Source organism: Micromonospora sp. WMMA1976 (genome assembly GCF_027497335.1).
Classification (GTDB): domain Bacteria; phylum Actinomycetota; class Actinomycetes; order Mycobacteriales; family Micromonosporaceae; genus Micromonospora; species Micromonospora aurantiaca.
In genome coordinates this window covers 4,135,170-4,161,980 of the sequence record NZ_CP114912.1, presented here as the reverse complement: position 1 = coordinate 4,161,980, position 26,811 = coordinate 4,135,170, and the positions used below count along the sequence as shown (strand labels likewise).

Below are 26,811 nucleotides of genomic sequence, written 5' to 3'. Positions count from 1 at the left end.
ATGAAACCCCCGCCGATATCCCCCAAGGCGCTGCTCGCCCTGGTCACCTCCCTCGTACTCACTCTCGTCGGCGTGCCGGTGGCCCTCCACCAGCTCGGCGCCGACGCCACCGGCCAGGCCGCCACCCCCGACGTCCTGGCCGCCGGCAACGCTCCGCAGTGGAACCGCGAGCCGTCCCCCGACGCGCTGCTCAAGGCCGCCGCCGGCACCAAGAAGGCGGAGCAGTTCTACTTCGTCCTGCCGGACCGGTTCGCCAACGGCGACAAGCGCAACGACACCGGCGGCCTGACCGGCGGGCGGCTCACCACCGGCCTCGACCCGACCGACAAGGGCTTCTACCACGGGGGCGACCTCAAGGGCCTGATCGACCGGATGGACTACATCCAGGGCCTCGGCACCACAGCCATCTGGCTCGCGCCGATCTTCAAGAACCGGCCGGTGCAGGGCACCGGCGCTGACGTCTCGGCCGGCTACCACGGCTACTGGATCACCGACTTCACCCAGGTCGATCCGCACTTCGGCACCAACGCCGAGCTGAAGAAGCTGGTCGACCTGGCCCACCGGCGGGGCATCAAGGTCTACCTCGACATCATCGTCAACCACACCGCCGACGTCATCCGGTATGCCGAGGACAAGTACGGCTACGTGGACAAGAAGACCGCCCCCTACCGCGACGCGCAGGGACGCCCCTTCGAGGACCGCAACTACGCCGACGGCACCCGGAAGTTCCCGGCGGTGAACGAGAAGTCGTTTCCGTACACCCCGGTGTTCGCCACCCCGGCCGACGCGAAGGTCAAGGTGCCGGCGTGGCTGAACGACCCGACCATGTACCACAACCGCGGTGACTCCACGTTCGCCGGGGAGAACAGCGAGTACGGCGACTTCTTCGGCCTCGACGACCTGTGGACCGAGCGTCCCGAGGTGGTCCGCGGCATGACCGACATCTACGCCCAGTGGATCGGCAAGGCCGGCGTGGACGGGTTCCGCCTCGACACGGTCAAGCACACGAACCTCGACTTCTGGCCGCAGTTCGCGCGCGGCGTCGAAGCCGCCGCGGCCAGGGCCGGCAAGAAGGACTTCTTCATGTTCGGCGAGGTCTACAGCGCCGAGCAGGAGATCCAGTCCACCTACGTGCGGCAGGGCGGACTGCCCGCCACGCTCGACTTCTCGTTCCAGGAGGCGGCACGCGGGTACGCCGCCGCCGACGGCTCGGCCAAGGCGCTCGCCGACGTCTACGCCAAGGACGACCTGTACTCCGCGCGGGACACGAACGCCAACCGGCTCACCACGTTCCTGGGCAACCACGACATGGGCCGGATCGGCTCGTTCGTCGCCGCCGCCGGCGGTGACGACGCCACCCAGCTGAACCGCAGCCGGCTCGCGCACCAGCTCATGTTCCTCACCCGGGGCCAGCCGGTCGTCTACTCCGGCGACGAGCAGGGCTTCACCGGACCGGGCGGCGACAAGGACGCCCGGCAGGACATGTTCGCCTCACGGACCGCCGACTACCTCGACGACGACCTGATCGGCACCACCCGTACCCACGCCGCCGACCAGTACGACACCCGCCACCCGCTCTACCGGACCATCGCCGAGCTGGGCGAGCTGCGGTCGGCGCACCCGGCGCTGCGCGACGGCGTGCAGGTGACCCGGCACGCGGCCGACGGGCCGGGCGTGTTCGCGTTCTCCCGCGTCCTGCCCGCCGACCGGATCGAGTACGTGGCGGCGGTGAACAACGCCGCGACGCCGCAGACTGTCACGGTGGACACCTGGTCGGCCGGCGCCCGCTTCACCGGCGTGTACGGCGGCGCCGCGGGCGCGACTGCCGGCGCGGACGGCAAGCTGAGCGTCACCGTGCCGGCGATGTCGGCGCTGGTGCTGAAGGCCGACCGGGCGATCCCGCAGGCCGGGGCACCGACGATCACGATCACCGAGCCGGGCGACACCCCGGTCCCCGGCAAGGCCGCCGTCACCGCCCAGGTGACCGGCGACCCGCTCGCCACCGTCACGTTCGCCGCCCGGGTCGCGGGCGGCAAGTGGACGCTGCTGGGCAGCGCGCAGCGCGCGCCGTACACCGTGCACCACGACCTGACCGGCCTGCCCGGCGGCACCCGCGTGGAGTACAAGGCGGTGGTCCGCGACGGCAAGGGCCGCACCGCCACCGCCCGCGCCACCGGCACCGTCGGCACCCCCGCACAGGGCGCGTCACGCGACTGGGCGATCGTGCACTACCAGCGCCCGGCCGGCGGGTACGACGACTGGCGGCTGTACGCCTGGGGCGACATCGACCCGGCGTACGTGACGCAGTGGCCCGCCGGGCAGCCGTTCGCCGGTGAGGACTCGTACGGCCGGTTCGCCTGGGTCAAGCTCAAGCCCGGCGCGAAGACGGTCGGGTTCCTCGTGATCGACGGCGACGGCAACAAGGACGTGGCGAACGACCGCACCATCGACGTGACTGCGACCGGCGAGGTCTGGGTCAAGCAGGGCGACCCGGCGGTCTACCCGACGCGGCAGGCCGCCACCGGCGAGCCCGACCCGCCGGTGGCGCAGGACACCGCGCTGATCCACTGGCGCAAGGCCGACGGGAACTACGACGGCTGGGGCCTGCACCTGTGGGACGGTGCGGCCACCCCGACCGACTGGGCGGCCCCGCTCAAGCCGGAGAAGATCGACGCGTACGGCGCGGTGTTCCGGGTGCCCCTGGCCGCCGGGGCGACCGGGCTGAGCTACATCATCCACCGAGGCGACGAGAAGGATCAGCCCGAGGACCAGCGGCTCGACTTCGCCGGTGCCGGGCGCGAGGTGTGGCTGCTCGCGGGCGTGAAGGGCCGGCTGCTGCCGACCACCACGTCCGGCGCCGCCAAGGACCTCGACCTGACCAAGCAGAAGGCGCAGTGGATCGACAGGTCCACAGTCGCCTGGGCGACCGGGCCGACCGACGGCAGGCGGTATGCGCTCGCCGTCGCCCCGGCCGGCGGAATCGGCCTCGCCGACGGCGAGCTGACCGGCACGTACACCACCATCGGCCTGCGAGCCCAGCGCAACGGGCTGACCGAGGCGCAACGGCAGGCGTACCCCCATCTCTGGGCCTCGCGCGCCTTCACGCTGGACCGCGCCGACCTGGCCAAGGTGCCGGCGGCGCTGCGCGGCCAGATCGTGGTGACCGAGCGGGACGCCGAGGGCGTGCTGCTCGCCGCCACCGGCGTGCAGATTCCCGGCGTGCTCGACGACGTCTACGCGGCGGCGACCGGCGCGAAGCTCGGCCCGACGTTCGCCGGCCGGGTGCCCACCCTGGCGGTGTGGGCGCCGACCGCGCGGACCGTGTCGCTGGAGCTGTTCGACTCGCCCACGGCCCGGCCGACCACAGTGGCGATGCACCGCGACGACCGCACCGGCGTCTGGTCGGTCCGCGGCACGAAGGCGTGGAACGGCCGCTACTACCGTTACCGGGTGCAGGCGTGGCAGCCGGCCACGCAGAAGATGGTCACCGCCTCGGTGACCGATCCCTACTCGGTGGCGCTCGCGGCGGACTCCACGCACAGCCAGATCGTCGACCTGACCGACCCGGCGCTCGCGCCGGCCGGCTGGGCGAACCTGCGCAAGCCGGCCCCGGTGCCGGCGTCGAAGGTCCAGATCTCGGAGCTGTCGGTACGGGACTTCTCCATCGCCGACACCACGGTTTCCGCCGACCAGCGGGGCACCTTCCTGGCGTTCACCGACCCGAACAGCGCCGGCATGAAGCACCTGCGCAAGCTCGGCGACGCCGGGGTCAATTACCTGCACCTGCTGCCGGCCTTCGACTTCGCGACCATCCCGGAGAAGCGGGCCGACCAGGCCCGGCCGAACTGCGACCTGGCCGCGCTGCCGCCGGACTCCGACGAGCAGCAGAAGTGCGTCGCGGCGGTCGCCGGCACCGACGGCTACAACTGGGGGTACGACCCGCTGCACTACACGGTGCCCGAGGGCGGGTACGCCACCGATCCGAACGGCGCGAAGCGCACCACCGAGTTCCGCCAGATGGTCGCCGGGGTGAACAAGGCCGGCCTGCGGGTGGTCATGGATGTGGTCTACAACCACACCTCGGCCGCCGGCGCCGACCCGAAGTCGGTGCTCGACCAGGTGGTGCCGGGCTACTACCACCGGCTCCTGGAGGACGGGACGGTCGCCAACTCCACCTGCTGCGCCAACACCGCGCCGGAGCACGCCATGATGGGCAAGCTCGTGGTGGACTCGCTGGTCACCTGGGCCAAGGCGTACAAGGTGGACGGTTTCCGGTTCGACCTGATGGGCCACCACCCGAAGGCGAACATCCTGGCCGTACGGGCCGCGCTGGACAAGCTCACGCTCGCCCGCGACGGCGTGGACGGTCGCAAGATCCTGCTGTACGGCGAGGGCTGGAACTTCGGCGAGGTCGCCGACGACGCCCGGTTCACGCAGGCCACCCAGGCCAACATGGCCGGTACCGGCCTCGGCACGTTCAACGACCGGCTCCGCGACGCGGTGCGCGGCGGCGGCCCGTTCGACGCCAACCCGCGGGTGCAGGGCTTCGCCTCCGGCCTCTACACCGACCCCAACGGCGACGACGTCAACGGCTCGGCGGCCGAGCAGCGGGCCCGGCTGCTGCACCAGCACGACCTGATCAAGGTGGGGCTGACCGGGAACCTGCGCGGCTACCGGTTCACCGACTCCACCGGCAAGCGGGTCACCGGGGCGCAGGTCGACTACAACGGCGCCCCGGCCGGATACACGGCCGCGCCCGGCGAGGCGGTCACCTACGTCGACGCGCACGACAACGAGATCCTGTACGACGCACTGGCGTACAAACTGCCGCAGGGGACCTCGGCGCAGGACCGGGCCCGGATGCAGGTGCTCGCACTGGCGACCACAGCGCTCGGGCAGGGCGCCGGGTTCGTGACCACCGGCTCGGAGCGGCTGCGCTCGAAGTCGCTGGACCGCAACTCGTACAACTCCGGTGACTGGTTCAACCAGATCCGGTGGGACTGCGCCCAGGGCAACGGGTTCGGCGCGGGTCTGCCGCCGGAGGCCGACAACAAGGACAAGTGGTCGTACGCGAAGCCGCTGCTCGCCGATCCGTCGCTGGTGCCGGACTGCGCGGCGATCGACCTGGCCGACGCCCGGTACGCGGAGCTGCTGCGCGTACGCCGGTCCTCGCCGGTGTTCGGGCTCGACACCGCCGAGCAGGTGCAGAAGCGGGTGGCGTTCCCGCTGTCCGGGACGACTGAGACCCCGGGCGTGCTCACCATGACCCTCGACGCGCGAGGGCTGGACGGGACGTGGAAGTCGGTGACTGTCGTCTTCAACGCCACGCCGGAGACGGCGAAGCAGACCGTCACCGGGCTGCGCGGCGCGAACGTGGCACTGCACCCGGTGCTGCGGAACTCGGCCGACCCGGCGCTGCGTACCGCGTCGTTCGACCGGGCCGCCGGCACGTTCACCGTGCCCGCGCGCAGCGTGGCGGTGTTCGTCCAGAGCTGACCCGCACGGCCGACCGGCCCCCTGCCACGTCACGTGGCAGGGGGCCGGTCGCGTACCCCGGGCCGTCAGGTCAGTTGAAGCAGTCCTCGACGGTGTTGGCGCAGTTGGTGGGGTCGTTGTTGCTGATGAGGGACTTGTCGTCGAGCTTGACGCGTCCTTCGTTGTTGAGGACGCCGCCGGCGACCCGGTGGAGCTTGCTGGAGTCGGTGGCGGTGTTCTTGGTGACGTGGGTCTTGGTCAGGGTGATCTTCGCCTTGTTGTTGAAGATGCCGCCGCCGTTGAGGGCGGTGTTGCCCTTGATGTCGGTGTCGCGGATGGTGAGGGTGGCGTTGTCGTCCTTGTCGTGGTCGCGGGTGAGGAAGCCGTCCTCGATCTTGATGAGCCACTCACCGTTGAAGATGCCGCCGCCGAAGCGGTTGGCGGTGTTGTCGACGATCTTGCTGTCGGCGATCGTGGCGCTGGCGTGCTCCTTGTTCTCCGGGTAGCCCCAGTGCTTGCCGCCGGTGACCACCACACCGCCGCCGTCGCCGTCGGCGTGGTTCTTGGCGACGTGGACCTTCTCCAGGAGCAGGTCGGTGTTCTCGGCGTAGACGCCGCCACCGTTCTCGCAGGCGGTGTTGCCCGTGATCGCGGTGAAGGAGACCGTGACGGTGCCGCCGCTGCTGAACAGACCGCCACCGTTCTTGCCGGCGCGGTTGTCCGACAGGCTGGACTTGACGCCGTCCTTGCCGTGGTCGGAACCGAAGATCTCGACGATCCCGGCCTCGTGGTGCTTGCCCTTCGGGTCGTAGCCCTTCGGCGCGGCGGAGGCGGCCGGGCCGTGCCCGCCGGACAGGCCGCTGCCGTTGGCGATGCCGCCGCCGTTGCCGCCTGCGGTGTTGTCGTCGACGTGGGTTTCCTCGACCTTGAGGATGCCCTCGTTGTAGATGCCGCCGCCGTCGCCCTGGGCGTGGTTGTCGACGACCTTGCTCTCCTTGAGCCAGGTGCGGCCGTAGTTGGCGATGGCGCCGCCGTCACCTTCGGCGTTGTTGTCGACCAGCTTCACGTTGTCCAGGTAGGCGCTGCCGCCACGCTCGACGAGCAGCGCGCCACCGTCACCCTCCACCCGCTTGTCGTCGTCCTTGCCGCCGTTCATGCCGTCGGCGACGGGCGTGACAGCGGCGGCCGTGGTCGCCGCGGCCGGAGCCGCGACAGCCGGAGCGGCCGGGGCCGCCACCGCCGGAGCGGCGGCCGGAGCGGCGGCCGGCGGCTGGCCGCCACCGGGGTACTTGAACTCGTTGGCGTTTCCGCCCTTGACGGTGAGGTCCTTGAGGGTGAGGTCGCCGCCGTCGACGACGCGGAAGATGCGGAAGGTGTCTTCGGCGTCGCGCTTGATGGTGGAGTTGTTGCCCTTGATGGTGACGTCCTGCTTGATCTCGGGCAGGGCGGAGCCGAACTTGCGGTCCTTGACGCCGAGTTCGTAGGTGCAGTTCTCGGCGAGCTTGATGGTGCCGCCGTGGTCGCGGTTGGCCAGTTCGAGGGCGTCGATCAGGGCGTCGTCCTTGCAGGGGACCTCGCGGGTCTTGCCGTGGTCGTCCTTGCCGTCCTTGCCCCACTCGCCCTTGTCCGGGCCCCACTCGCCACGGTCGCGGCCTTCCTGGCCACGGTCCTTGCCGTCCTTGCCGTACCCGTCCTTGTCGTAGCCGTCGCGGCCGTAGTCGCCCTCGGCGCCCTTGTCGCCGTGGTCGTCGTCGCTGAGCTGCTGCGTGGTCGACCACTTGACGTCGGCGAGCCGGTGCGGGCCGGTGGCCCCGGTGGTCGCGTAGGCCACGCCGGCGAGGCTGACCGCTCCGGTCAGGCCCACAACGCCGGTGGCGAGCCACATCCGGCGACGCCGGAGCGGGGAGATGGTCTTGCTGGTGGCGTCATCGTTATTGCGAAGGTAGTTGGACATCGGAGCTCTCTGCCCTCTCCTTGTACCTGACAAGGTCGCTTCGCCCTGGCGAGGCGGCCTTCGCTACAAATCGGTTGTAGCTGCTGAAGATGACCGTATGAGAACCTTCTTCGCCTCGTGGCCATATACGAAAAAAACCCGCATAAGGGTGCGGGTGGGATGGGCGGGCGCAGTGCGGTCCGGACGCCCCGGCGGGGGACACCGCGGCCAGTCGGGCCGCCGGCGGGGGTGGGAGCCCTCCGCACGCCGTCAGCGGCGCGAGGAGGGCTCCCCGGTTATGTGGTGGTTCGATCAGTTGAAGCAGTCCTCGATGGTGTTGGCGCAGTTGGTGGGGTCGTTGTTGCTGATGAGGGACTTGTCGTCGAGCTTGACGCGTCCTTCGTTGTTGAGGACGCCGCCGGCGACCCGGTGGAGCTTGCTGGAGTCGGTGGCGGTGTTCTTGGTGACGTGGGTCTTGGTCAGGGTGATCTTCGCCTTGTTGTTGAAGATGCCGCCGCCGTTGAGGGCGGTGTTGCCCTTGATGTCGGTGTCGCGGATGGTGAGGGTGGCGTTGTCGTCCTTGTCGTGGTCGCGGGTGAGGAAGCCGTCCTCGATCTTGATGAGCCACTCACCGTTGAAGATGCCGCCGCCGAACCGGCCGGCGGTGTTGTCGACCACCGCGCTGTCGGCGATCGTGGCGCTTCCCGCGAGGCCGTCCTTCTCGGCGCCGTTGCCGGCCCAGTCCCGGCCACCGGTCGTCACTACGCCGCCGCCGTCGCCGTCGGCGTGGTTGCCCGCCACGTGGACCTTCTCCAGGAGCAGGTCCGTGTTCTCGGCGTAGACGCCGCCGCCGTTCTCGCAGGCGACGTTGCCGCCGATCGCGGTGAACGAGACGGTGACCCAGCCGCCGCTGCTGAACAGACCGCCACCGTTGTGACCGGCCCGGTTGTGGCTCAGCGTGCTCAGCGAGGCGTCCTTGCCCTCGTGCGCCCCGATGATCTCGACGGTGCCCGCGCGGTGCTTGCCGTGCTCGCCCTTGTCGCCCTTGCCGGGCTTCGCGGCCGAGGCCAGGTCGACCGGCCCGCCGTGGTGCTCACCGCCGCCGTTGGCGATGCCGCCGCCGTTGCCGCCTGCGGTGTTGTCGTCGACGTGGGTTTCCTCGACCTTGAGGATGCCCTCGTTGTAGATGCCGCCGCCGTCGCCCTGGGCGTGGTTGTCGACGACCTTGCTCTCCTTGAGCCAGGTGCGGCCGTAGTTGGCGATGGCGCCGCCGTCACCTTCGGCGTTGTTGTCGACCAGCTTCACGTTGTCCAGGTAGGCGCTGCCGCCACGCTCGACCAGGAGCGCGCCACCGTCGCCCTCGAACCGCTTGTCGTCGTCCAGGTCGGCCGGTCCGGCCGTCTTCGGTACCGACGGTCCGGGGTACTTGAATTCGTTGGCGTTTCCGCCCTTGACGGTGAGGTCCTTGAGGGTGAGGTCGCCGCCGTCGACGACGCGGAAGATGCGGAAGGTGTCTTCGGCGTCGCGCTTGATGGTGGAGTTGTTGCCCTTGATGGTGACGTCCTGCTTGATCTCGGGCAGGGCGGAGCCGAACTTGCGGTCCTTGACGCCGAGTTCGTAGGTGCAGTTCTCGGCGAGCTTGATGGTGCCGCCGTGGTCGCGGTTGGCCAGTTCGAGGGCGTCGATCAGGGCGTCGTCCTTGCAGGGGACCTCGCGGGTCTTGCCGTGGTCGTCCTTGCCGTCCTTGCCCCACTCGCCCTTGTCCGGGCCCCACTCGCCACGGTCGCGGCCTTCCTGGCCACGGTCCTTGCCGTCCTTGCCGTACCCGTCCTCGCCCTTCTCGCCGCCCTTCCCGCCCTCGGCGCGGGAGTCGTCGGCGGCGTTCTGCGGCGCGGCGGCGTGGTTCTCCGCCACCGGTTCGGTGCCGGACTTGTCGTCGCGGGCGGCGAGCCCGCCGAGTGCCGCCAGCCCGACGACGCCGGTCAGCCCGGCCACGCCGGTGGCGACCCAGAGCGCCCGCCGCTTGCTCGTCCGCGGCGGGGGCGCCATCGGAGCGCCGCCGTCGGGTGTCGTTACGTCGTTCGACATGAGAGCCCTTTCGGTTCTTCCCAAACGGGTCGCACCGCCCCAGGCCGGGCGACCAGCTACAAACCGGTTGTAGCCTCTGATCAGCACCGTATGAGAAGGTTCCTCGCGAGGAAGACGTATCCGAAAAAAGCCCGCATTCCTCCCACGAACGGCGGTCGGTGACCAACCACGTCAGGGGGACCGCAACGGCCCAGACGGCGGCGGGCCCCACCACCCGCCGTCGAGGCGCGGTGGTGGGGCCCGAAGGTTCGCGGCCGCGGGGATCAGCCGGGCAGGCGGGGGCCCGCCTCACGCTGCTCGGCCAGCCAGGTCTCCACCTCGGCGGAGGCGCGCGGCAGCCCGGCCGACAGGTTCACCGGGCCGTCGGCGGTGACCAGGATGTCGTCCTCGATCCGCACGCCGATGCCCCGCAGCTCCTCCGGGACCAACTCGTCCTCCGGCTGGAAGTAGAGCCCCGGCTCGACGGTGAGCACGTACCCCTCGCCGAGCGGCCCCTCGCGGTAGGTCTCCTTGCGTGCGTTGGCGCAGTCGTGCACGTCGATACCGAGCATGTGGCTGGTGCCGTGCAGCGTCCACCGCCGATAGACCGTGGAGGCCGGGTCCATCGCCTCGTCCACGCTCACCGGCAGCAGCCCGAGATCCTTCAGCGCCTCGGCGAGCACCCGCATCGAGGCCAGGTGCACGTCCCGGAACGCCACGCCCGGCCGGCACATCTCGATGCCGGCCTGCTGCGCGGCGTACACCGCGTCGTAGACCTGACGCTGCAACGGCGTGAACCGGCCGTCGACAGGCAGCACCCGGGTCACGTCGGCGGTGTAGAGGTTGCGATTCTCCACGCCCATGTCCATCAGCAGCAGCTCACCCGGACGGGTCGCGCCGTGGTTGTGCACCCAGTGCAGGATCGTGGCGTGCTCGCCGGCCCCGACGATCGAGCCGTAGCCGACGTCGTTGCCGTCGTGCCGGGCGCGCAGCGCGAAGACACCCTCCAGCAGCCGCTCGGAGACCCCGCGGTCGGCCGGCAGCGCCCGCGCCACGTCCTCGAAGCCGCGCACCGTGGCGTCGCACGCCTCCTGGAGCTGCGCGATCTCCCACTCGTCCTTGACCAGCTTCAGCTCGGCGATCGCGATCGCCAGCTCCCGGTCGCGGCCGGGCTGACCCTCGGCGCGCGCGCCGTCGTACTGACGCACCGCCGCGTCCACCCGAGGGTCGAAACCGCGGAGCACCCGGGTGCGCCCCGGGGCCAGGTCGGCCAGCGCCGCGTCCAGCTCGCTCAGGTCGGCCGTCGGCAGGCCCAGCTCGGTCGACTTCTCCCGCAGCGTCGGCCGGCGGCCCACCCACAGCTCACCGTGGCGGCTGCGGAAGAACTCGTCGGTCACCCGCGACGACCGGGGCCGCATGAACAGCGTGGCCTCGCCGCCCGGCCGCAGCACGAGGACGCTGTCCGGCTCCAGGTCGCCGGTCAGGTACGCGAAGTCGCTGCCCGGCCGGAACCGGTGCTCGGTGTCGTTGGCGCGTACCTTTTCGTTGCCGGTGGGAATGACCAGCGTCTCGCCCGGGAAGGCCTCGGCCAGCGCGGCCCGCCGCTTGGCGTGGTTGGGCACCTCCGCGCGCGGGGTGACCGGCAGTTCGGTGTCCCGCCAGCCCTGCCGCATGAACGACAGGAACGCCTCCGGGAAATCCGGGTCGTGCGACTCCGTGCCGTCCGCCGCCTTGCCCTGCCGGGTCCGCTCCTCGGCCATGATCCGCCCCTCCCTGAGCCTCGTCGCTGGTCCCGACGGTACCGCGCGCACGACAGCGGGAGGTGCCTGCGGTGCCGCGACGGCGGCTTCCGGCGCGTGGAAAGATGGCGGCCATGTGCGGACTCCTGGCCTTCTTCAGCGCGCGCGGCGACGCCGCCGCCCACCGCGACAACATCGCCGGCGCACTGGAGTGCCTGCACCACCGTGGCCCGGACGAGACCGGGGTCGAGGTGGTCGGCGACGCCTCCGGCCGGTACGCGGACGGCGTGTTCGCGCACAAGCGCCTGGCGATCATCGATGTGGCGCTGAGCCACGAGCCCCTGCCCTACGCGGGCGGGCGGTACCTGCTCACCTTCAACGGCGAGATCTACAACTACATCGAGCTGCGCGAGGAGCTGATCCGCGACTACGGCGCCCAGTTCGCCACGAACGGCGACGGCGAGGTGATCGTCGCCGGCTACCACTACTGGGGTGAGCAGGTGCTCACCAAGCTGCGCGGCATGTTCGCGTTCGTGATCTGGGACCGGCAGGAGCGGCGGGCCTTCGGCGCGCGGGACTACTTCGGCATCAAGCCGCTGCACTACCTCCAGACGCAGGACGGTCTCTACCTCGCCTCGGAGAAGAAGGCGCTGCTGCCGTTCGCGCACTCGGCATACCAGGGCGACGCGGGCATCGACACCGCGAACCTGAGCCACTACCTGACGCTGCAGTACGTTCCCGAGCCGGGCACGCTGCACAAGGGGATCAGCCGGATCGGCTCGGGGGAGTACCTGACCTGGACCCCTGGTGGCCGGATCGAGGTGCGCCGCTGGTACCGCCCGGTGTTCCGGCCGGCCCCGGTCTCCGACGAGCAGCGGCTCTACCACGACATCCGGGAGACGCTGCGCGAGAGCGTCCGGATGCACATGCGCTCGGACGTGCCGGTCGGCTCGTTCCTGTCCAGCGGCATCGACTCCACCGCGGTGGTGGCGCTGGCCCGCGAGTTCAACCCGAACATCCTCACCTTCACCGTCGGCTACGACGTGCCCGGCTACTCCGAGATCGACGTGGCCCAGGACTCGGCCCGGCACCTCGACGTGACCACGATCCCGACCAAGATCGGGCCGCAGGACATGATCGACGCGCTGCCGAAGATCGTCTGGCACCTGGACGACCCGGTCGCCGACCCGGCGCTGGTGCCGCTGTACTTCGTGGCGAAGAAGGCCGCCGAGCACGTCACCGTGGTGCTCTCCGGTGAGGGCGCGGACGAGTTCTTCGGCGGCTACACGATCTACCGGGAGCCGCTGTCGCTCAACGCGGTCAACAGCCTGCCCGACGGCGTGCAGAAGGGCCTGCGCGCGGTGTCCAAGGCCATCCCGCAGGGCGTCAAGGGCAAGAGCTTCCTGGAGCGCGGCACCACCCCGATCGAGGAGCGCTACTACGGCAACGCCCGGATGTTCACCGAGGAGGAGAAGCAGCACCTGCTGCGCCGCTACGACCCCTCGGTGCGCTACACGGACGTGACCGCGCCGATCTACGCCGAGTGCACCGAGCTGGACGACGTCACCAAGATGCAGTACGTCGACCTCTACACCTGGCTGCGTGGCGACATCCTGGTCAAGGCCGACCGGATCTCGATGGCGCACTCGCTGGAGGTGCGGGTGCCGTTCCTGGACCGGGAGGTGTTCAACGTCGCCGCCGGCATCCCGGTCGACCTGAAGCTGCCGCCGCGCTCCGAGGCCACCAAGTACGCGATGCGCCAGGCGCTGCAGGGCGTCGTGCCGCCGGCCATCGTGAACCGCAAGAAGCTGGGCTTCCCGACCCCGACCCGGGTCTGGCTGCGCGGCGAGATGTACGAGTGGGCGCGGCACGTGCTGTCCACCTCGGGCGCGGGTGACCTGATCGACCTGTCGTACGCGCTGCGCCTGCTGGACGAGCACAAGCGGGAGGAGGCCGACCACTCCCGCAAGGTGTGGACCGTGCTGATCTTCTGCATCTGGCACGCCATCTTCGTGGCCAAGACGCTCGACCCGGGCATCCAGCGCAACCAGTCCGCGCTGCTCACCAAGCCGGTCGTGGGCAGCATGGTCCGCTGACCCGAGCGTGACGAGGAAGGGCCCCCGGGATGTTCCCCGGGGGCCCTTCTCAGCGCGTGATCAGCGACCGGTGCAGGTGACTGTCGGCAGGGTGTTGGTGCCGGAGAAGTTCGCGGTGAAGCCGAAGGTCGTGGTGCCCTCCGGCGGGACGCTGCCGTTGTAGGCGGCGTTGGAGACGCTCACCGACGCCCCGCTGCCGCTCAACGTGCCGTTCCACACCTGGTTGATGGTCTGGCCGCTGGGCCAGGTCCAGTTCGCGGTCCATCCGGAGTAGGTTCGGGTGCTGTGGTTCATGATCGTCACTTCGCCCTGGAAACCGCCGCCCCAGGCGGTGACCACCTTGTACACCGCCATGCACGAGCCGGCCGGCATGGTCGGGCTGGTCGTCACCGGCGGAGGTGAGGTCGGCGGCGCGGTCGTCGGGGGCGCGGTCGTCGGCGGCGCGGTGGTCGGGGGCGCGGTCGTCGGGGGGGTGCTGCCGCCCGAGCCGATCCCGGTCACCTCGCCGTTACCGCCGTCGAACGTCACGTCCGAGCAGCCGAAGAAGTTCTCCTGGCTGTCCGAGCGGACCCAGCGCGAGTAGATGATGTGCCGGCCGCTCTTGTTCGACGGCAGGTTGCCGGTGAAGTAGTAGTGACCGTCGTTGGTGCCGACCGCGCCGCGCTGCGGCGGGTTGGTCACCTGCAGGAACGGCTGCTCCTCCAGGTCGCTCCAGGCCAGCGGCCGGTTCGGGCTCCAGCTGTCCTTGGTCACGTAGAAGTAGAACGTGCCCGGGTGGTGGGCCCAGTTGCTGTACCGGAACTCGATCGACCGCCCGGCCGTCAGGTGCGTGAGCGGCCAGTCGTTGCGCGCCGCGTCGTACCCGCTGAAGCCGGGGTTGCCGCCGCTGCACAGCTTGCCGTCGGGGATGAACCCGACGGTGCGCCCGCCTGCGTCTGAGCGCAGCACGCTGAACCAGTTGTACAGCGAGTTCGCCCCGCTCTCGGCCACCGCCGACGAGCAGGCGGGGTTGTTCGGCCGGATCTCACCGGTTCCGGTGAGGCCGTCCTTCCAGCACAGGTAGGTGCGGGCGCCCGGCGTCATGGCCGCGCCGTGCGCGGCCGCCGGTCCGGAGTTGGTGACCAGGGCGAACGCGCCCAGGGTCAGGGTGGCGGCCGCGGTGAGCAACGCGGCCGTACGGGATCGGGTTCGGTGCACGGGGATCTCCTGACTCGCGGAGCGTGGCCCGGTTCGGCCCGCTCCGCTGCGACGAGCGGATGCGACGATCGCGGTGCCCGCGCCCGGTCGGCGTGCGGCCGGGGCCGTCGACGGGCGCGCACCGTCTGCGGTCCGTCGCCAAACGGACCGTGGATGCCCTCGCGTCGGATCGACCCGGCGGCCGGTGACGCGGCAGCCCCCGCGTCGTCACCCGGCACCGCCATCCCACCACGTCCGCACGCCGCCCGCAATAGGCGGCGCTCGATGCCCGGGTCCCGGCGCGCGGTGGCACCGGCATGCGACAGGATCGGGGGAGAGGACGACGAGGGGAGCCAGGATGGGGTACGCGGTGGTGCTCGGCGAGGCACTGGTGGACCTGCTCGATGCCGAACACGACGGGGAACCCGTCTACCGGCAGGCGATCGGCGGCGGCCCGCTCAACGTGGCGGTGGCGATCGCCCGGCTCGGCGGGGACGCACGGTTCGTCGGGTCGCTCGGCGACGACGCGCTGGCCGGACGGATCCGCGCCTTCCTCACCGGGGCGGGAGTGGACGTGAGCGGGACGGTGACGGTGCCGGCCCCGACCGCGCTCGCCGTGGCCACGTTCGCCGCTGCGGAGCCCGACTTCCGCTTCTACGGCGAACCCCGTTCGTACGCGCTGCTCGGCCCGGACGACCTGGACGTGGCGCTGGTCGAGGGCGCGGACGTGCTCTACTGCGGCTCGATCGTGCTGCTCGACCCGCTGGTGCTCGCCGCCGCGCGGCGCGCCTGGTCGATCGCGGGCGCGCTGCGGGTGTTCGACCCGAACGTGCGGCCCCGGCTGCTCACCGCGCCGGGCGCGCTGGACGGGCTGCGGGCGGTGGTCGCCGAGTTCGCCGCCGCCGCGCACCTGGTCAAGCTCAGCAGCGCCGACGCGCGGCTGCTCTACCCGGACGAGCCGGTCGAGGGCGTGGCCGCGTACCTGCGGGAACTGGGCGCGAGCACGGTCGTGGTCACGCTCGGCGCGGACGGCGCCCTGGTCGCCGCCGGCGACGACGTGGTCCGGGTACCCGCGCCGAAGGTGGATGCGGTGGACGCGACAGGCGCGGGCGACTCGGTGATGGGCGCGCTGGTGGCCGACCTGCTGGCCGCCGGTGAGCCGGCCGACCCGGCCGGGTGGCGGGAGCGGGTCGCGTTCGCGCTGCGGGTGGCGGCTGTGGTGTGCGAGTCACCGGGCGGCGCCACCGCCATGCCCACCCGCACCGCGGTCGCCACCCGCTTCCCGTGACCCGTCCGCCCCGTGCTCAGGTGCGCGGACGGGCCAGCGTCACGACGGCGGTCAGCGACAGGAACGCGGCGCCGGCCAGCACCACCGCCATCGGCAGCGCGCTGCCCTCGCCGCCGAGCCCGACAAGCGGCGCGGCGAGCGCGCCCACCACCGACTGGATGCCGCCCATCAGCGCGGCCGCGGTGCCCGCGTGCCGGGCGTGCGCGTCCAGCGCCAGCGCGGTGCTGTTCGGCATCACCATGCCGAGCGAGCCGACGAAGGCGAACAGCGCCACCGCCGTCACGGCCAGGCTGCCCGCCAGCGCGCCGCTCAGCACGCCGATTGCGGTGACCAGGCCGGCCACCAGCGTGGTGACCAGCAGCCGGCGCGGCGTGAACCGGTCGAGCAGCCGGGCGTTGGCCTGCCCGACCGCGACCAGGGCGAGCGCGTTGACGCCGAAGATCACGCTGAACACGGCCGCGGAGACGCCGAAGACGTCCTGGAACACGAACGACGACCCGGAGATGTACGCGAACAGCCCGGCGAACGCGAAGCCCTGCGTCAGCGCGTACCCGAGGTAGACCCGGTCGGCGAGCAGCGACCGCATGGTCCGGACGGTGGCCCCCAGGCCACCGGTGCTGCGGCGCTCGGCCGGCAGCGTCTCCGGCAGGCGCAGCGCGACGGCGACGGCGAGCACCGCCCCGATGACGGCGAGCGCCACGAAGACCGCCCGCCACGAGCCGAACCGCAGCACCAGGCTGCCCACGCCCGGCGCCGCCACCGGCGCCACGCCGAAGACCAGGGTGAGCCGGGAGAAGTACTTCGCGGCGTCCCGTCCCGAGTAGAGGTCGCGGACCACCGCGCGGGCGACCACCACGCCCATGCCGCCGGCGACGCCCTGGGCGAACCGCGCGGCGGCGAGCAGCGGGGCGTTCGGCGCCGCGGCGCACGCCAGCGCCAGCACGGTGTACGCGACCACACCGACCAGCACCGGCCGGCGGCGCCCCCAGCGGTCACTCAGCGGACCGGTGACGAGTTGACCCAGGGCGAGACCGATCAGGCAGGTGGTGAGCGAGAGCTGGATGCCGGCCTGGTCGGCGCCGAGGTCGCGGGTCATGGCCGGGAACGCCGGTAGGTACATGTCCAGCGACAGCGGGCCGATCGCGGTGAGCGCGCCGAGCAGCACCAGCAGCGTCACACCACCGGTGGACGCGGTGGTGCGGCCGGCGGCCGGGCGCGCGGCGGTCGGCGCGGCGTTGCTCACGAGTGGGTACCCCCTGGATCTGGTGCGTCCGGGGTACCTTACATCTGTAGTCAGAACTATTGCGATGTGAGGCGGGTGACTCCGTGGCGACGAACGAGCAGGTCGCGCGGTTCGGCGCGGCCCTGGGGGAGCTGCACCGGCTCCTGCGCCGCCGGACCGGAGCACGGGTGGGCCGGGATCCGCTGCCCGAGGCGCAGGTGGAAGTGCTCCTGCTGGTCCGGGAGATGCCGGGGATCAGCGGCAAGGAGGTGGCCCGGCGTCTCTGCACCGCGCCCAACACGGTGAGCACGCTGGTTCGCGACCTCACCGACGCCGGGCTGCTGGCCCGTGACCGCGACCCCGACGACCGCCGTGTGGTCCGGCTACGCGTCACCGACGCCGCCCGGGAGCGGATGGCCCACTACGAGGCCCACCGCGCGGCGTTGCTCGCCGACGCCCTGGCCGAGCTGGACCCGCCGGTACGAGCGGCGATCCTGGCCGCCGCCCCGCACCTCGACGCGCTGCGGGACGCGCTGCGGGGCCCCGCCCGCCCCGGGCCGGCCCCCGGAAACCCGGTGGCCGCAGCGCCGTCCCGCCCCGCATGATCACCCGATGGCCCTGCACCAGGACGAGATACCCGTGGACGAGCAGGTCGTCCGGGCGCTGCTGACCGCACAGCGCCCCGAGTGGGCCGCCCTGCCGCTCACGCCCGCGGGCGCCGGGACCGACAACACGATGTACCGCCTCGGCGCCGACCTGCTCGTCCGCCTGCCGCGCACCGCCGAGAAGGCCGGCGCCCTGCGCAAGGAACAGCGGTGGCTGCCCCGCCTCGCGCCGCTGCTGCCGTACCGGGTGCCGGAGCCGGTGTACGCCGGCGTCCCGGCCGACGCCTTCCCGCTGCCGTGGTCGGTGCAGCGCTGGATACCGGGCGACGAGGTCCGGGCCGGCACGGTCGCGGACTGGGCCGCGCTCGGCGCCGACCTGGCCGCGTTCGTCCGGCGCCTGCACGCGACCGACCTGATGGGCGCGACCCGCGCTGGCCCGCTCAGCGGCTACCGCGGCGGCAGCCTCCGGCCCTGCGACACCTGGATCTCCGCGGCGCTCGACGACTGCCGGACCCTGATCGGCGACGAGACGGACGTCGGCACCCTGGTCCGGCTCTGGCGTGACGCCCTCACCCTGCCCGAACCCGCCGGGCCGCACGTCTGGCTGCACGGCGACCTCAAACCCACAAACCTGCTGGTGCACGACGGCCGGCTGCGGGCGGTCATCGACTTCGGCGGCCTGACCGTCGGGCACCCCGACGCCGAACACGCGCCGATCTGGGACCTTCCGCCGCCGGCCCGGCACGCCTACCGGGATGCGCTCGGGGTGGACGACGTCACCTGGGCGCGGGCCCGCGCCTGGGCGCTCGGCGTGGCGGCCAGCGGCGTCTCCTACTACTGGCACACGTTCCCGGCGTTCGTCGCCGAGTGTCGCAACCGCCTCCGGGAGATCCTGGCCGACGCCGGCTGAACCCGGCCGCCGGTCAGGCCGTGCCGTCCAGCTCCGCGTAGCCGCGACGGGCGGCGATCAGGCCCGGCCGGGCGCCGAACGGCGACTCGGCCGCCACCCGCTCCGGCGGGGCGCTGCCGGTGTGCCCGGCGCGGATCAGCCACGCCTGCCGCGCGAGCTGCGCGCGCTGCTCGCGGACGAAGTCCGCGCCGACCGGCTCGCCGTGGCCGGGCACCACCACCGTCGTGGGCGTGGTCAGCCGCAGCAGGTCGGCCAGCGCGTCCGGCCACTTCAGCGGGTACGACTCCTCGAACGCCGGCGGTCCGCTCTGCTCCACCAGGTCGCCCGCGACCAGCACGTCCGCATCAGGCACGTGCACCACCAGGTCGGCGTCGGTGTGCCCGTGCCCGGGATGGCGCAGCACCACCCGCCGGCCGCCGACGTCGAGCACCGTCTCCTCGTGCACCTCGTGTGTCGGCGCCCGCAGCTCGGTGTGCGCCAGCTCCTCGGCCAGCGCCGGGTGCCCGGCACGCATCTCCTCGTACGCGGCGCGGCGCACCGCGTCGGACCGGTCCCGCAGCGCCGCCGCGGCCTGGGCCTGCGCGTAGATCGCGGTGTCCGGCCCGGCCAGCGTGGCGTTGCCGAAGCAGTGGTCGAAGTGGTGGTGCGTGTTCACGATCGTCCACGGGTACGGCGTCACTGCCCGCGCCGCCGCCGCCAGTTCCCGGGCCTGCCCGGCGGTGGAGAGCGTGTCCACCAGCAGCGCCGCGCCGTCACCGACCACCAGCACGACGTTGACCGCGAGCGTCGGCTCGCGCAGCACGTGCACCCCGGCGGCGACCTCGGAGAACCCGGCGGTCATGACTGGCGCACGGCCCGCTCGACGAAGCGCTGCCGGTCGACGAGCACCCGCTCGACCCGGCCCTGCGCCGCCACGGTGGGGCCGTCGGTGACCGTCACGTCGAAGACGAGCCGCTTCCCGTCGACCTTCACCAGCTCGGCGTGGGCGGCCACGGTACGCCCCACCGGCGTCGCAGCGCGGTGCTCCAGCTCCACCCGGACGCCGACGGTTGTCGACCCGGACGGCATCCGGGTCGCGGCGGCGGCCACCGTCGCCGCCTCGGCCAGCGCCAGCACCCGGGGTGTGCCGAGCACCGGCACGTCCCCCGAGCCGACCGCCTGCGCGGTGTCGGCGTCGGTCACTGTGAGCTCGACCCGGGCGGTCAGGCCCGGCGTGAAGGGCGACTCCGGCTGCTCCTGCATGCGGCCGAGCCTAGTGCAGCCGGCCCGCGCCCGTCCGGCGTCCGAGCCGCCACCGGTCCGGTCGCCACCGCCCGCCCGCATGCCCGCCCGTCGCCCGCCGTTAACCTTGTCCGCGATGGCCGAGCTGACACAATCTCCGACCCCCGCCCCCGACGCGACCACCGAGTCGCCCGACGGCGGGCGCCGCCGTGTGATCGCGATGACCATCTGGGGCGTCGCCTTCGTCGTCGCCTGGCTCGCCATCGGCCTGCCCACCGACCCGGCGTACGCGTTCCTCTGGATCTGGGCCGGCACGATCGCGTGGAACTCGGCCCGCCCGTGGCGCAGCCACCTGCGGTTCGCCCGGGACTGGATCCCGGTGGTGCTGCTTCTGGCCGCGTACAACCTGTCCCGCGGGTTCGCCGACAACGGCGCCACCCCGCACGCGATGGAACTGATCATCGCCGACCGCTTCCTCACCGGCTGGCTCACCGGCGGCGAGGTGCCGACGATCTGGCTCCAGGAGCGCCTGTACGACGCGTCCGAGGTGCGCTGGTGGGACGTGCTGGTGAGCTGGATCTACTTCTCGCACTTCGTGGCGACGTTCGCCGCCGCCGCGGTGCTGTGGATGCGCAACCGGCGGCGCTGGATCGCGTACATGTCCCGCTGGGGCTTCCTGTGCGCGGCCGGCCTGGTCACCTACTTCGCCTACCCGGCCGCGCCGCCGTGGTGGGCGGCGCAGAACGGCCTGCTCACCGAGGTCGCGCGGATCTCCACCCGGGGGTGGAAGGAGATCGGCATGCACGGCGCGGGCAACCTGCTCAACGCCGGGCAGATCGCCTCCAACCCGGTGGCCGCGATGCCGTCGCTGCACACCGCGTTCGCGCTGTTCGTGGTGCTGTTCTTCATGCGGTCGGTGCGTAAGCGCTGGTGGCCGCTGATGCTGGCGTACCCGCTGGCCATGACGTTCACGCTGATGTACAGCGGCGAGCACTACCTGATCGACGTGCTGGTCGGCTGGGCGTACGTGGGCATGACGTTCCTGGTGGTCGGCCTGGCCGAGCGCTGGTGGGCGGCGCGGCAGGCCCGGCGGGCCGGTGAGCCCGCCGTCGCCGCAGGCGAGCCGTCCGCCGACGGCGACGCCGACACCCCGGACCGCGCCGCCGACGACCGGGACGCGGTGCCCGCCGAGCGCCGGTAGGCCCGCGCCACCGGCCGTCTCGGGCGGCCGGGTCGTAGCCGCGCCGCCGTCGTTGCCGTACCGCCGTCGTGGCGTCGCGGCCCGCCGGGGTCAGCGGCCGCTGTCGGTACGGCGGGCGGCGCGCGACCGCTCGGTCAGCTCCGCGGCCAGCTCCCACGCGTCGGCCAGATCCCGGTCGACGGCCGCCGCCCCGGCCCCACCGGCGGTGTCCGCGTGCACGGTGGCCAGCCGCAGCAGCCGCTGCACCGGACTCCGCGTGACCCGCACGCTCTGGATCCGGGCGTACGGCACCAGCGTCAACCGCCGGGTCAGCAACCCGGAGCGGGCCACGAAGACCCGCTCGTCGAGACCGGCGCCGACCACCTTGCGGCTCAGCGGCCGCAGCCACCGGGCCCGTGACGGGGGCGGCGTGGCGGGTAGCGCGTCCAGCCGTACGCCGGGCAGCACCTCCGCCACGACCATCGCGCCGGTGCCCGCGTCGCCGACCGGCAGCAGCCGGTCCGGGCGGTTGCGGTCGTCCGGCTCACCGGCCGAGTAGCCGGCCACCTCCAGCCGCAGCCGCAGCCACCCCTTCATCCGCCACAGCAGCGGCCACGTCGCCCGTACCGTCTGCACCCGGTGCAGCGGCACGGTCTGCATCCGCGTCTCCAGCAGCCCGTTGTGCACGCGCAGCGTGCCGTCGTCCCGGTCGAGCCGGAAGCTCCAGTCGTCGAGCACCCGGCGGATCGGTTGCAGCACCACACCGGCCATCGCGGTGAGCGTGCTCGCCACCGCGATGAACGACCACGAGCCCTCGGAGAGGAACTGGGCGCCGACGAACACCAGGCCCAGCGGCAGCAGGAACGCCTGCGGCGTGAGCAGCTGGCTGACCAGCAGGTCCTGGTTGCGGACGGCGTGCAGCCGGCGACCCTCCGGCACGGGCGGCGCGACCGGCGCGCCGGGCTCGGCCGCCGGCACCGGTGCCGGGGCGGAGCGACCGGCGACCGCGAGCAGCCGCTGCCGCAGCGCGGTGGCCTCGGCCACGCTGAGGTATGCGAGCGGCGCCTCGGTCTTGCCCCCGCCGACCACCTCCAGCCGCAGCTCGGCCAGGCCGGTGAGCTGGGCCAGCAGGGGCCGGACCACCTCGACCGCCTGCAACCGCTCCAGCGGGATGGCCCGGGTGCGCCGCCACAGCAGGCCCTCGTAGACCCGCAGCTCGCGGCCCACCAGGTGGTAGCCGGTGTTCCACCAGCTCACCACCGACAGCACTGTGGCGCCGAGCACGAAGACGGTGACCAGCACCGCGAACCAGCCGAACCCGACGCGCGACAGCGTCGACCAGGAGAGCCCGGCGATCACCACGACCAGCGACTTCGCGCCGTGCAGTGCCGGGCTGAGCGGATGCAGCCGCTGCCGTGGCTCCTCGCCGCCGGGCGGTCCGGCCGCCGGACCCCACGGTCCCGGGTACGGCGGCAGCGGCGCGGGCCACGGCCCGGGCGTCGCGTCGGGTCCGGGCGGGGGTCCGTACCCGGATGGTGGTCCGGGGGTCGGGTCGGGCCGGTCGTCGTGGGGCGGCGGGGCGCCGGAGTCGCTCCGTTCGCTCACAGGCCCTCCGCCCGGTCCTCGCCCAGCGCGGTCAGTCGGTCGCGCAGCCGGGACGCCTCGGCCGGGCGCAGGCCGGGCACGCGCGCGTCGCTCGCGGCGGCGGCCGTATGCAATTGCACGGTGGCGAGGTCGAACGCGCGCTCCAGCGGACCGGCGCTCACATCGACGAACTGCATCCGCGAGTACGGCACGATGGACAGCCGCCGCACCAGCAGGCCGTGGCGCACGAGCAGATCGTCGTCGCGCTCGGCGTACCCCCAGGCGCGGACCGCGCGCACGATGGTGACGGACCGCCAGACGCCCATCAGCAGCGCCACGCCGACGGCGGCGCCGAGCAGCCAGTGCCCGGACAGCGCCCAGGCCACGCCGAGCACCACGAGCGCCACGGCCAGCCCGATGCCGAGCCGGATCAGCTCCACCCAGATCAGGTCGCGGGAGATCGGCTGCCAGTGGACCGTGTCCGGCCAGGGCTCCAGCGCGCTGCGCGAGGCGGGCGGGAGGCCGGCGGGGCCGTCACCGCTCATCGGGGAGACCTGCCGTGCTCGCCGCCGGTACGGACTCGGGTCGTCTGCTCGCTCACGCTTCGAGCGTAGGCGATCAGGGAAGCGGGACCACCTCGCGGAGGAAGCCGCGTGCCTCGAGGAAGTCACCGAGGGAGCCGCGGTGCTCCGGGCAGGCCAGCCAGGTCTTGCGCCGGTCCGGCGCGTGCAGGCGGGGATTGTGCCAGCGGAGCTGGAAGGCGGCGGGTGCGCGACACCCCCGCGCCGAGCAGATCAGCGTCTCGTCCGGGGTGGTGGGAGTCGTCACCGGGGCGAGTCTAGAGGCCGCACGCCGGGAGTTTTAGCGCCGGGCGGCCACGGGGGGAGCCGCCCGGCGACGGGGTGAATCGTACACACTGCGGACCCCTTGTTGTCCACCCGTGTTCAGCGTTTCCCGCGCGGCGGGACGGTGTGGTGGGACGGCGCGGCGAAAATCGTGCCTCTCCCACCCTCGGCTCTCAGCGAGGCATGACAGTCTTGATACGCACCACGCCACGACGACGACCCTGCTGTGGAGGACCGGTGGCCCAGCCGACCACACCCGACGTGCCGAACCCGACCGAGGCGGCGCCGGACGCGCCGCCCCCGGCGGGCACCACCCCGGCCCAGGACGCCACGCTGCTGGAGCGGGCACTGTTCGAGACCAAGCGGGTGATCGTCGGCCAGGACCGGATGGTCGAGCGGATGTTCGTCGCGCTGCTGGCCCGGGGGCACTGCCTGCTGGAGGGTGTGCCGGGTGTGGCCAAGACGCTCGCCGTGGAGACCCTGGCCCGGGTCGTCGGCGGCTCGTTCGCCCGGGTCCAGTTCACCCCCGACCTGGTGCCTGCCGACATCATGGGCACCCGGATCTACCGGCAGTCCAGCGAGAAGTTCGACGTCGAGCTGGGCCCGGTCTTCGTCAACTTCCTGCTCGCCGACGAGATCAACCGCGCGCCCGCCAAGGTGCAGTCGGCGCTGCTGGAGGTGATGAGCGAGCGGCAGGTCTCCATCGGCGGCGAGAGCCACCGGGTACCGGACCCGTTCCTGGTCATGGCCACCCAGAACCCGATCGAGCAGGAGGGTGTCTACCCGCTGCCCGAGGCGCAGCGGGACCGGTTCCTCATGAAGATCGTCGTGGGATACCCGACGGACGCCGAGGAGCGCGAGATCGTCTACCGGATGGGCGTCGCGCCGCCCGAGCCGGCCCGGGTGTTCGACACCCCGGACCTGGTCGCCCTCCAGCGCAAGGCCGACCAGGTGTTCGTGCACAACGCGCTCGTCGACTACGCGGTCCGGCTGGTGCTCGCCACCCGGGCGCCCGCCGAGCACGGCATGCCCGACGTGGCCCAGCTCATCCAGTACGGCGCCAGCCCGCGCGCCTCGCTCGGCCTGGTCCGGGCCACCCGCGCGCTGGCGCTGCTGCGCGGCCGGGACTACGCGCTGCCGCAGGACGTGCAGGACATCGCCCCGGACATCCTGCGCCACCGGCTGGTGCTCAGCTACGACGCGCTCGCCGACGACGTACCGGCCGACCACATCGTGCACCGGGTGATGTCGACCATCCCGCTGCCCGCCGTCGCGCCCCGCCAGCAGTCCACACCGCCGCCACCGGCCGTCCCGCACAACGGATGGCCCGGGCAGCGGCCGTGACCTCGCCCACCCCGCTGAGCGCCGCCGGCGACCGCTCGGGGGCCGTGCTGGCCCGGCTCCAGATCATGGTCACCCGCAAGCTGGACGGGCTGCTCCAGGGCGACTACGCCGGGCTGCTGCCCGGACCGGGCAGCGAGGCGGGGGAGTCCCGGGAGTACCGGCCCGGCGACGACGTGCGCCGGATGGACTGGCCGGTCACCGCCCGCACCACCATGCCGCACGTCCGGCGTACGGTGGCCGACCGTGAACTGGAGACGTGGCTGGCCGTCGACATGTCGGCCAGCCTGGACTTCGGCACCGGGCGGTGGCTCAAGCGGGACGTGGCGGTCGCCGCGGTCGCCGCGCTGGCCCACCTGACCGTGCGGGGCGGCAACCGGATCGGCGCCGTCGTCGGCACCGGCGGGGCCGGCGGGCCGGGGACGATGCTGCGGCTGCCCGCCCGTTCCGGCCGCAAAGAGGCCCAGGGGCTGCTGCGGGCGGTGGCGGGCGCCGAGATCCGGCCCGGCCGCAGCGACCTCGGCGCGCTCGTCGACATGCTCAACCGGCCGCCCCGGCGGCGTGGCGTGGCGGTGGTGATCTCCGACTTCCTCGCGCCGCCGCAGCAGTGGGGCCGACCGCTGCGTAAGCTGCGGGTCCGCCACGACGTGCTGGCCGTCGAGGTGGTCGATCCGCGGGAACTGGAACTGCCCGACGTGGGGGTGCTGCCGGTGGTCGACCCGGAGAGCGGCGAACTGCACGAGGTGCAGACCGCCGACCCGGGCCTGCGCCGCCGGTACGCCGAGGCGGCCGCCGCCCAGCGCGGGGCGATCGCCGCCGAGCTGCGCGCCGCGGGCGCGGCCCACCTGCGCCTACGTACCGACCGAGACTGGCTGCTGGACATGGTGCGTTTCGTCGCCGCGCAGCGGCACGCCCGCACCAGAGGGACGACTCGATGATCCGTTTTCTGCAACCGTGGTGGCTGCTCGCCGTGCTGCCGGTGCTCGCCCTCGCCGCCGCGTACGTCTGGCGGCAACTGCACCGCCGGCAGTACGCGCTGCGGTTCACAAACGTCGACCTGCTGCGTACCGTCGCGCCCAAGGGACTGGGCTGGCGGCGGCACGTCGCGGCGACCGCGTTCCTGCTCTGCCTGCTGGTGCTGGCGACCGGGCTGGCCCGCCCGGCGATCGACACCCGCGAGCCGCTGGAGCGGGCCACCGTGATGCTCGCCATCGACGTGTCGTTGTCGATGCAGGCCGACGACGTGTCGCCGAACCGCCTGGAGGCGGCCCAGGAGGCGGCGAAGCAGTTCGTCGGCGAGCTGCCGGAGAGCTACAACCTGGGGCTCGTCTCGTTCGCCAAGTCGGCGAACGTGCTGGTGCCGCCGACCAAGGACCGGGCCGCCGTCACCAGCGCGATCGACGGGCTGGTGCTGGCCGAGGCGACAGCCACCGGCGAGGCGGTGTTCACCTGCCTGGAGGCGATCCGCTCGGTGCCGGCCGACGGCGCCGCCGGTATCCCGCCGGCCCGGATCGTGCTGCTGTCCGACGGCTACCGCACGTCGGGCCGCTCGGTCGAGGAGGCCGCCGCGGCGGCGCAGGCGGCGAACGTGCCGGTGTCCACCATCGCGTTCGGCACCGACTCGGGGCAGGTCGACATCGGCGGGCAGCTCCAGCGGGTGCCGGTGGACCGCACCGCGCTGTCCCAGCTCGCGGAGACCACGCAGGGCTTCTTCTACGAGGCCGCGTCGGCCAGCGAGCTGAAGCAGGTCTACCAGGACATGGGCAGCTCGATCGGTTACCGGACCGAGCCGCGCGAGATCACCCAGTGGTACGCGGGGATCGCGCTGCTGCTGGCGCTGTGCGCGGGCGCGCTGAGTCTGCTCTGGACGTCCCGGCTCGTGTGAGCCGGAACCGGCCGGCGGTGGTCAGTGACCGCCGCCGGCCAGCACGAACAGGACGGCCACCCAGACGGCGGCGAGGGTGAAGCCCAGCGGGGCGACGTAACGGCTCATGGGTGTGCTCCGTGGCGACGGTCGGCCCGGTGCGGGCCGTGGGAGGGCGGGGCGTACGCGCACGAAGTCGTGACCGGGTGCTCCGCCGCGCGGCAGGCCACACCCCGGCGTGGTCGCCGGAGAGCGGATGCGGTGC

At 72.6% G+C, this 26,811-nt stretch carries 19 protein-coding genes; 9 read left to right on the top strand and 10 right to left on the bottom strand.

Annotated elements, in window-relative coordinates; genetic code table 11:
* Entirely contained in the window at nt 1-5,496 is a 5,496-nt protein-coding gene (pulA, locus tag O7546_RS18940; RefSeq protein ID WP_281599825.1) for a pullulanase-type alpha-1,6-glucosidase, read from the top strand.
* 70 nt (nt 5,497-5,566) lie between these two features.
* Here pulA and O7546_RS18935 read toward each other — a convergent pair whose 3' ends face one another.
* From O7546_RS18935 to O7546_RS18925, 3 genes are all read right to left on the bottom strand, one after another.
* Entirely contained in the window at nt 5,567-7,429 is a 1,863-nt protein-coding gene (locus tag O7546_RS18935; RefSeq protein ID WP_269697304.1) for a hypothetical protein, read from the bottom strand.
* A gap of 291 nt (nt 7,430-7,720) precedes the next feature.
* Nucleotides 7,721-9,496: a hypothetical protein gene (locus O7546_RS18930; RefSeq protein WP_281599823.1), complete on the bottom strand. Its 1,776-nt coding sequence runs from the start codon at nt 9,494-9,496 to the stop codon at nt 7,721-7,723.
* A 263-nt stretch (nt 9,497-9,759) separates the two neighbouring features.
* Complete coding sequence (locus O7546_RS18925; protein ID WP_194803044.1) at nt 9,760-11,235, bottom strand: aminopeptidase P family protein; 1,476 nt, start codon at nt 11,233-11,235, stop codon at nt 9,760-9,762.
* Nucleotides 11,236-11,348: 113 nt separating this feature from the next.
* Between O7546_RS18925 and asnB the strand changes: the two genes are divergently transcribed.
* A complete protein-coding gene (asnB, locus tag O7546_RS18920; protein WP_194803045.1) occupies nt 11,349-13,310 on the top strand; it encodes an asparagine synthase (glutamine-hydrolyzing) in 1,962 nt (653 codons plus the stop codon).
* Between the two features lie 60 nt (nt 13,311-13,370).
* On the opposite strand, the gene O7546_RS18915 is transcribed toward asnB, so the two are convergent.
* A complete protein-coding gene (locus O7546_RS18915) occupies nt 13,371-14,507 on the bottom strand; it encodes a lytic polysaccharide monooxygenase (protein WP_194803046.1) in 1,137 nt (378 codons plus the stop codon).
* Between the two features lie 337 nt (nt 14,508-14,844).
* On the opposite strand from O7546_RS18915, the gene O7546_RS18910 reads away from it, so the two are divergent.
* A complete protein-coding gene (locus O7546_RS18910; RefSeq protein ID WP_194803047.1) occupies nt 14,845-15,774 on the top strand; it encodes a carbohydrate kinase in 930 nt (309 codons plus the stop codon).
* 16 nt (nt 15,775-15,790) lie between these two features.
* On the opposite strand, the gene O7546_RS18905 is transcribed toward O7546_RS18910, so the two are convergent.
* Entirely contained in the window at nt 15,791-17,017 is a 1,227-nt protein-coding gene (locus O7546_RS18905) for a multidrug effflux MFS transporter (RefSeq protein WP_194803048.1), read from the bottom strand.
* Between the two features lie 83 nt (nt 17,018-17,100).
* Between O7546_RS18905 and O7546_RS18900 the strand changes: the two genes are divergently transcribed.
* Both O7546_RS18900 and O7546_RS18895 read left to right on the top strand, forming a co-directional pair.
* Complete coding sequence (locus O7546_RS18900; RefSeq protein WP_194803049.1) at nt 17,101-17,601, top strand: MarR family winged helix-turn-helix transcriptional regulator; 501 nt, start codon at nt 17,101-17,103, stop codon at nt 17,599-17,601.
* Between the two features lie 7 nt (nt 17,602-17,608).
* Nucleotides 17,609-18,511 (top strand): aminoglycoside phosphotransferase family protein, encoded by a 903-nt coding sequence (locus O7546_RS18895; protein ID WP_194803050.1) that lies wholly within the window; start codon nt 17,609-17,611, stop codon nt 18,509-18,511.
* Between the two features lie 13 nt (nt 18,512-18,524).
* Here O7546_RS18895 and O7546_RS18890 read toward each other — a convergent pair whose 3' ends face one another.
* Nucleotides 18,525-19,352, bottom strand: coding sequence for an MBL fold metallo-hydrolase (locus tag O7546_RS18890; RefSeq protein ID WP_281599816.1), 828 nt, complete (start codon nt 19,350-19,352; stop codon nt 18,525-18,527).
* Nucleotides 19,349-19,753, bottom strand: a complete 405-nt coding sequence (locus tag O7546_RS18885; RefSeq protein WP_194803052.1) for a hotdog domain-containing protein — start codon at nt 19,751-19,753, stop codon at nt 19,349-19,351. The genes O7546_RS18890 and O7546_RS18885 overlap by 4 nt, the downstream gene beginning before the upstream one ends.
* A gap of 115 nt (nt 19,754-19,868) precedes the next feature.
* On the opposite strand from O7546_RS18885, the gene O7546_RS18880 reads away from it, so the two are divergent.
* Complete coding sequence (locus O7546_RS18880; protein ID WP_194803053.1) at nt 19,869-20,933, top strand: phosphatase PAP2 family protein; 1,065 nt, start codon at nt 19,869-19,871, stop codon at nt 20,931-20,933.
* A gap of 90 nt (nt 20,934-21,023) precedes the next feature.
* Here O7546_RS18880 and O7546_RS18875 read toward each other — a convergent pair whose 3' ends face one another.
* The 3 genes from O7546_RS18875 to O7546_RS18865 all read right to left on the bottom strand — a co-directional run bounded on the left by O7546_RS18875 (nt 21,024) and on the right by O7546_RS18865 (nt 23,324).
* The gene (locus O7546_RS18875) at nt 21,024-22,388 is read right to left on the bottom strand and encodes a PH domain-containing protein (protein WP_194803116.1); all 1,365 of its coding nucleotides are present in this window, start codon (nt 22,386-22,388) and stop codon (nt 21,024-21,026) included.
* Nucleotides 22,389-22,513: 125 nt separating this feature from the next.
* The gene (locus O7546_RS18870) at nt 22,514-23,041 is read right to left on the bottom strand and encodes a PH domain-containing protein (RefSeq protein ID WP_194803054.1); all 528 of its coding nucleotides are present in this window, start codon (nt 23,039-23,041) and stop codon (nt 22,514-22,516) included.
* 73 nt (nt 23,042-23,114) lie between these two features.
* Entirely contained in the window at nt 23,115-23,324 is a 210-nt protein-coding gene (locus O7546_RS18865) for a hypothetical protein (protein ID WP_120568985.1), read from the bottom strand.
* Between the two features lie 254 nt (nt 23,325-23,578).
* Here O7546_RS18865 and O7546_RS18860 point away from each other — a divergent pair, with 254 nt between their 5' ends.
* Genes O7546_RS18860 through O7546_RS18850 form a run of 3 tightly spaced genes read left to right on the top strand, consistent with a single transcriptional unit; the run spans nt 23,579 to nt 26,567 of the window.
* Complete coding sequence (locus O7546_RS18860) at nt 23,579-24,685, top strand: MoxR family ATPase (protein ID WP_269697301.1); 1,107 nt, start codon at nt 23,579-23,581, stop codon at nt 24,683-24,685.
* On the top strand, nt 24,664-25,620 hold the full coding sequence (locus tag O7546_RS18855; RefSeq protein ID WP_194803056.1) for a DUF58 domain-containing protein: 957 nt from the start codon (nt 24,664-24,666) through the stop codon (nt 25,618-25,620). The genes O7546_RS18860 and O7546_RS18855 overlap by 22 nt, the downstream gene beginning before the upstream one ends.
* Nucleotides 25,617-26,567, top strand: a complete 951-nt coding sequence (locus tag O7546_RS18850) for a VWA domain-containing protein (RefSeq protein WP_194803057.1) — start codon at nt 25,617-25,619, stop codon at nt 26,565-26,567. Before O7546_RS18855 ends, O7546_RS18850 begins: the two co-directional genes overlap by 4 nt.
* Nucleotides 26,568-26,811 lie beyond the last annotated feature (244 nt).